Source organism: Streptomyces lonarensis, assembly GCF_012033735.1.
Classification (GTDB): Bacteria; Actinomycetota; Actinomycetes; order Streptomycetales; family Streptomycetaceae; genus Streptomyces; species Streptomyces lonarensis.
Genome location: NZ_JAAVJD010000257.1, coordinates 1 through 7,149, shown reverse-complemented (window position 1 = coordinate 7,149; position 7,149 = coordinate 1). Strand labels below are relative to the sequence as shown.

General features: G+C 74.6%; 3 protein-coding genes. 2 read left to right on the top strand and 1 reads right to left on the bottom strand.

All coding sequences use genetic code 11. The features are described from left to right. Window positions 1-91 precede the first annotated feature (91 nt). Entirely contained in the window at window positions 92-2,131 is a 2,040-nt protein-coding gene (locus HCN56_RS22080; protein ID WP_167973862.1) for an alkaline phosphatase, read from the bottom strand. Between the two features lie 264 nt (window positions 2,132-2,395). Between HCN56_RS22080 and HCN56_RS22075 the strand changes: the two genes are divergently transcribed. Continuing rightward, entirely contained in the window at window positions 2,396-2,917 is a 522-nt protein-coding gene (locus HCN56_RS22075) for an SMI1/KNR4 family protein (RefSeq protein ID WP_167973860.1), read from the top strand. A 273-nt stretch (window positions 2,918-3,190) separates the two neighbouring features. Continuing rightward, the gene (locus tag HCN56_RS22070) at window positions 3,191-6,973 is read left to right on the top strand and encodes an ABC transporter ATP-binding protein (protein WP_167973858.1); all 3,783 of its coding nucleotides are present in this window, start codon (window positions 3,191-3,193) and stop codon (window positions 6,971-6,973) included. The last annotated feature ends 176 nt before the right edge of the window (window positions 6,974-7,149 follow it).

Below are 7,149 nucleotides of genomic sequence, written 5' to 3'. Positions count from 1 at the left end.
CGCCGGGGGAGTGCCCGTCCCCCGGCGGTGTCCGTACCGGCGCCCCGCCGACCGCCGCGATCGGCGGCCGGCCGGCGGGCCGGGCCGGTGCTCAGCCCTCCCGGACGGGGTCCAGTGCCAGGGCGTGCATCATGTGGAAGAACAGCTCGGTGTTGTCCTGGAAGGCGTTGAACCGCTCCGCGCCCACGCCCGACGCGAAGACCGACACGTCCTCGACGGTGTGCACGCAGTTGGTCTGGTCCGGCGGCAGATTGCCGACCTGGAGCTCCGCCTCGCCGTCGCGCTCCGGGTTGGGCACCGCCTCGCCGGTGTCCCGGTCGGCCAGCGCCGGCTGCGAGAAGACGGGGTTGTGGCGGAAGTCGTCGGTGTGGTCCGGGTGGTTGGACCAGCCGAAGAACAGCTGGACGTCGGGGTCCGGGTCGTCCGGGAACCCGTCGCCGTTGCTGTCGCGGTAGGTCGGGAACCCGGCGTCGCCGTAGACGCCGTTGGCGGCCCGGCCCGCCGTCTCCCGGCGGTCGTGGGTGCCCACGATCGACATCGAGTGGTTGTGGTCGGCGGTGACCACGATCAGCGTGTCGTCCCGGTCCGCCGCCCAGCGCTTGACCACGCCCAGCGCCTGGTCGAACTCGATGGTGTCGTAGGCGGCGCGGGGGCCGTCCAGCGGGTGCTCCATCTTGTCGATGGAGGCGCCCTCCACCACCAGGAAGAAGCCGTCGTCGTTCTGCTCCAGCGACCGCAGCGCGACCTCGGTCATCTCCATCAGCGTGGGCTGGTCGTTCCACCGGCCCAGCCGGCCGGGGTCCTTGGTGTGGCGGCGGTCGAGGTAGACGTCGAGGTTGCCGGTGTGGAAGAGCCCGAGGACGTTGCGGGGCGCCTTGCGCCCCTTGGCGACCCGCTTGAGCTCCCGCGCCGTGGAGACGTGCGTGTACCCGAGCCGCTCGTACTCCCGCACCAGGTCGCGGTCGTCGTCCCGCCGGGAGCCCTCCGCCGAGCGCGGCAGGAACGAGGCCAGCCCGCCGCCCATCAGCACGTCGGGGCGCTGCCCGTCCTCCAGCGACTGGTCCATGATCGCCAGGTACTCCGAGCGCCGCCGGGTGTGCGCCCAGACGGCCGCCGGGGTGGCGTCCTGCACCTCGGCGGTGGTGACGACGCCGACCGACATCCCCCGGGTCCGCTTCAGCAGCTCGGTGATGTTCTCCACCCGCGGATGGTCGTCGGGGTCCTCGGAGCTGCCCTCGTACACCCCCATCGCGTTGACCGACGACTTGTGGCCGGTCATGTACGCCGACATGGAGTTGGCGGAGTCGGTGACGATGGAGTCGGCGCCCGAGGTGGAGACCAGCCCCCGGTACTCCATGGTGTCCATCTCCAGCAGCCCGTTGTACTTGCCCTCGGTGATGCCCTTGGAGAGCAGTCGGGCGGCGGTCACCGCGGGGGTGCCCATGCCGTCCCCGAGGAAGAAGACGACGTTCTTCGCGCGGGCCTTGCCGCCGCCCTTGCCCTTCCCCTTGCCCTTGCCGCGGTCGCCGACCGTGACGACCTCGTGGACGACGGTCGCCTCCGCCTTGGGCCCGCCGCCGGTGACCCGCGCACGGACCGTGAAGGTGCCGGCCCGCGGGTACGCGATGCCCCGGTAGGTCACCGCCAGGGTGTCCGCGGCCGGCGTCGACCGCTGCTCCCCCTTCAGCAGCGGCGCCGGACCGTCCGGCCCGCGCAGGGAGATCTCCACCCGGGCGTTGCGGGCGTCGACCCCGCTGACCTCGACGCGCAGGTCGAACCGGGCGCCCGCGAGGAACTTGGCGTTGTCCAGCGGCAGGATGCGCACCACCGGGGTCTGCCGGCCGCGGATTCCGCGACCGGTGCGCAGCGCCCCGGCGTGCGGGTCGCGCGCCGAGAGCGCGCCCGCGCGGCGCGGCGTCGCGGCGGCGGCCTGCGCCGGGCCGGGCGCTGGGGCGGCCAGGGCCGTGTCGGCGCCCAGGCCCACCACCACCGCCGTCGCCACGCCGGTGCCGCCCGCCACCATCAGCGACCGGCGGCTGACGCCCCCGGTGGGACGTCCGCCCTCGCCGGTCGCCGCCTCCTCGCGGCCGTGCTCGGCCCGACCGTCCTCCGGCCCCTGCCTGCTTCCCATGACGTCCCGCCTCTCACGTGGAATGCGCGGGGCCGCTGGGCCGCCGCCGGTCGTGTGCTGAGAGCTGCGCCACGCCCCGTCCGGGGCATCGCCGGAGGGAGCCTCCCGGACCCGGGCTCAGTCGGGCTGACCTCCCGCTGAAGGCAGGCCACCGGCAAGGTGAACACTGCGCCCCGCGACCGCCCCGCCCGGGCGTCTCCCCGCGCGCCCCCGAGGGGAGAGGCCCCGTGCGGGACGCCCGAAAGGGTCGTTAGCCTGGGGCACATGAGCAGCACCGACGACCGCCGTTTCCCGGCGGCCCTCGACGCCGTCGCCGAGATCGAGTTCCCCTTCGGCGAGGACGGCCAGATCGACTTCGAGCCCTACACGGACTTCCTCCCGGCCGACGAGACCACGGACTGGTTCCGCGCCTGGACCGGCAACGCCGAGGTGACGGGCGACGCCTACCTCGTCTTCGGCCAGGACGGGACCGGCGGCCACGCCGCGTTCTGGCTGGTGCGCGAGGGCCGGCCGCCGGCCGAGCAACCCGTGGTCTTCCTCGGCTCCGAGGGGGAACTCGGCGTCGTGGCCCCGGACCTCGCGGGCTTCCTCTGGGTCCTCGCCGACGGCTCCGGACCCTACGAGGCCGCCACCGACCCCGAACGGGAATCCCTGCCCAACCCCGAACTGGTGGACCTCGCACAGGACTTCACCTCGGGTGACCGCCGACCCGCCGCCGAGGTGATCGCCGCGGCCGACGCCGAGTTCCCCACCTTCGAGGACGACGTCCTCGCCCTCTGCCGCTGAGCCGCCCTCCCCGCCCCCGGCCGCCCCGCGCGCCGGGGGCCCGGACGCGTCGTCCGGCACCGCGCCGCCGCCCTGCGACCGCGCCCCGCAGCCCCGGGGCGGCACCTCACCACCGGCGCACGCGCCGCCACCGCACGTCCCCACCCCGCGCCCCTTCCGCACCGTGCGCGCCCCGGGGAATGAGAGACCCCACCGGTAGCGTTGATCGCCTGACGGGAGCGCTCCACCACGGCCGTCCCCGCACCACCAGACGCAGACCGGGAGGCACGACGCGTGAGCGCGAGTGAGACGGGGACGACGCAGGACGGCAGCACCGGATGGGTGCGCCGCCTCGCCGCCTACAGCTGGCGCTACCGCCGCAACGTGCTGATAGCCCTCGTCTCCTCGCTGGCCGGCATGGGCGTGATGGCGCTCACCCCGCTCTTCATCAAGGTGATCATCGACGACGTGATCGTCGGCGGCGGCGACGGGCTGGCGATCTGGCTCGCCGCGCTCCTCGGCTCGGCCGTCGTCATCTACGTCCTCACCTTCCTGCGCCGGTTCTACGGCGGACGCCTCGGACTCGACGTCCAGCACGACCTCCGCACCGACATGTTCCGCGCGCTCACCCGCCTCGACGGCCGCCGCCAGGACGAACTCTCCACCGGCCAGGTCGTCGGCCGCGCCACCAGCGACCTGCAACTGGTCCAGGGCCTGCTCTTCATGCTGCCGATGACCATCGGCAACTTCATGCTGTTCGCCGTCGCCCTCACCGTGATGGTGGTCCTCTCCCCGCTGCTGACGCTCGTCGCCCTCGCCGTGGCGCCCGCCGTGTGGTTCATCGCCCTCCGCAGCCGCGACAAGCTGTTCCCCGCGACCTGGTACGCCCAGGGCCAGGCCGGCGCCGTCGCCGGCGTGGTCGACGGAGCCGTCGGCGGCGTCCGCGTCGTCAAGGGCTTCGGCCAGGAGGACCAGGAGACCGGCAAACTCCGCGCCGCCGGCCACCGGCTCTTCGCCGCCCGGGTACGCGGCGTCCGGCTCAGCGCCCGCTACCTCCCCGCCCTCCAGGCCGTGCCCGCGCTGGGCCAGGTCGCGATGCTCGCCCTCGGCGGCTGGCTCGCCACCCGCGGCGACATCACCCTCGGCACCTTCGTCGCGTTCTCCGCCTACCTCGCCATGCTGGTCGGCCCGGTCCGGATGCTCACCGTCATCATCACCGTCGGCCAGCAGGCCCGCGCCGGTGCGGAACGCATCCTGGAACTGATCGACACCCGCCCCGCCATCACCGAGGCGCCCGACGCCAGCGACCTCCCCGCCGACGCCGACGCCACCGTCGAACTCGACGGCGTGACCTTCGGCTACACCGAGGGCAACCCCGTCCTGCGCGACCTGTCGCTGCGCATCGAACCCGGCGAGACCCTGGCCGTCGTCGGCACCTCCGGCAGCGGCAAGTCCACCATCGCGCAGCTGCTCCCGCGCTCCTACGACCCCGACGCCGGTACGGTCCGCGTCGGCGGCCACGACGTCCGCGAGCTGACCTACGACTCCCTGCGCTCCGCGATCGGCATCGTCCCGGAGAACAGCTTCCTCTTCACCGGGACCATCCGGGACAACCTCGCCTACGGCCGCCCCGACGCCACCGACGAGGAGATCCGCGCCGCGGCACGCGCCGCCCAGGCCGACGGCTTCGTCTCCGCCCTCCCCGAGGGGTACGCGACCCTCGTCGGAGAGCAGGGGCTGACGCTCTCCGGCGGGCAGCGGCAGCGCGTCGCGCTGGCCCGCGCCATCCTCACCGACCCCCGGCTGCTCGTCCTGGACGACGCCACCTCCGCGGTCGACGCCCGCGTCGAGCACGAGATCCACGAGGCGCTGCGCCGCGTCATGGCGGGCCGCACCACCCTGCTGATCGCCCACCGCCGCTCCACCCTGATGCTCGCCGACCGCGTCGCCGTCCTCGACGCCGGCCGCCTGGTCGACAGCGGCACCCACGCCGAGCTGCTGGGCCGCTGCGCGCTGTACCGGCGGCTCCTCGCCGAGACCGACGAGCACCACCCGGAGCACGCCCGCCCCGGGACGGGGCTCGACGGCGAGGCGGAGCCCGCGGCCGAGGCACCGCCGTCGGCCGACGGGACCACGCCGGAGCTGTGGACCCGCCCCGAGGGCGACGACGGCGCGCCGGGCGCCCTCCCCCCGGCCGCCGGCCCCGGCGGGTTCTCCGCCGCCGTGGCGGGCGCCTCCGCCACCCCGGAACTGCTCGCCCGCGTAGCGGCGCTGCCCCCGGCCGACGACACCCCGGAGATCGACGAGAAGCGCGCCGCCGCACCCGAGCACGGCGGCTACGGGCTGCGCCGGCTCCTCGCCGGTCTCGGCCGGCCGATGACCCTGGCCCTGGTGCTCGTCGTCATCGACGCCCTCGCCGCGCTGCTGGTGCCCGTCCTGATCCGCCACGGCGTCGACGACGGCGTCTCCCGCGGCGCGCTCAGCGCTGTCTGGGCCGCCTCCGCACTGGCTCTCGGTGTGGTGCTGATCCAGTGGGTGGCACAGATGGGCGGCCTGCTGGTGGTCGGGCGCACCGGCGAACGGGCCCTCTACGCGCTGCGGATCAAGATCTTCTCGCAGCTCCAGCGGCTCGGCCTCGACTACTACGAGCGCAACATGGCCGGCAAGGTCATGACCCGGATGACCACCGACGTCGACTCCCTGACCAGCTTCCTCCAGACCGGGCTGGTGCAGGCGCTGGTCGCGCTGATGACCTTCTTCGGCATCATGGGCGCGCTCGTCGTCATCGACGCCGAGCTCGCGCTCGTCGTCCTCGCCACGCTCGTGCCGCTCGTGCTCAGCACCTACTGGTTCCGCCGGGCCTCGACCCGCGCCTACGAGCTGGCCCGGGAGCGGGTCAGCGGCGTCAACGCCGACCTCCAGGAGCACGTCTCCGGGCTGCGCATGGTGCAGGCCTTCGGCCGGCAGTCCGACGCCGTCGCCCGCTTCACCGCCCGCTCCGACGGCTACCGGCAGGCGCGGGTGCGCGGCCAGTGGCTGATCTCGATCTACTTCCCCTTCGTCCAGCTCCTCGCCACCCTCGCCACCGCCGGCGTGCTGTGGTCCGGCTCCGCCCGGGTCGCCGCCGGCACCCTCACCGCCGGCGCGCTGGTGGCCTACCTGCTGTACATCGAGCTGTTCTTCGCCCCGGTGCAGCAGCTCTCGCAGGTCTTCGACGGCTACCAGCAGGCCGCCGTGGCGCTGCGCCGCATCCAGGAGCTGCTCGCGGAGCGCACCAGCACCCCCGATCCCGCCGAGCCGCGCCCGGTGGGGGCGCTCCGCGGCGAGCTGGAGTTCCGCGACGTTCACTTCCGGTACGTCGCGGAGGACGGCACCACCACCGAGGAGGCGCTGTCCGGGGTGGACCTGCGGATCGAGCCGGGGCAGACCGTGGCCTTCGTCGGCCAGACCGGCGCCGGCAAGTCGACCCTGGTCAAGCTCGCCGCCCGCTTCTACGACCCGACCGAGGGAACGGTGCTGGCCGACGGCGTCGACCTCCGCGAGCTGGACCCCGCCGCCTACCGGCGGCGGCTGGGCGTCGTCCCGCAGGAGCCGTACCTGTTCGCCGGGGCGGTCCGCGACGCGATCGCCTACGGGCGGCCGGAGGCCTCCGACGCGGAAGTCGAGGCCGCGGCCCGTGCGGTCGGCGCGCACGCCATGATCGCCACGCTGCCCGGCGGCTACCTCCACCAGGTCGCCGAGCGCGGCCGCAACCTCTCCGCGGGCCAGCGGCAGCTGCTCGCGCTGGCACGCGCCGAGCTCGTCGGGCCGGACATCCTGCTGCTGGACGAGGCCACCGCCGCGCTCGACCTCGCCACCGAGGCCCTGGTCAACGAGGCGACCGACCGCCTCGCGGTCCGCCGCACCACCCTGGTGGTGGCGCACCGCCTCACCACCGCCGCCCGCGCCGACCGCGTTGTCGTCCTCGACCGCGGCCGGATCGTGGAGGACGGCACCCACCGCGACCTGGTGGCCAGGGGCGGGCACTACGCCGAGCTGTGGCGGAACTACCTGGGCGCCCCGGTCAACGTCGGCTGACGGCGGCGACTGCTCCCTCGGGGCCCGCTGCCGCTGCGGCTGTGCACACTCCTGCGGCGATCCGGCGATCCGGCGATCCGGCGATCCGCGGCGCACCCGCGGGGGGCCCGCTCCAGACGGTGGACCTGTACCTCGCGGAGCTGACCCCGGCCCGCCGTGTTCGACGGCCGCCGGGC

Coding starts and splice junctions, on each gene's coding strand:
- HCN56_RS22080 (WP_167973862.1), bottom strand. CDS start 2,131: ATGGGAAGCAGGCAGGGGCCGGAGGACGGTCGGGCCGAGCACGGCCGC.
- HCN56_RS22075 (WP_167973860.1), top strand. CDS start 2,396: ATGAGCAGCACCGACGACCGCCGTTTCCCGGCGGCCCTCGACGCCGTC.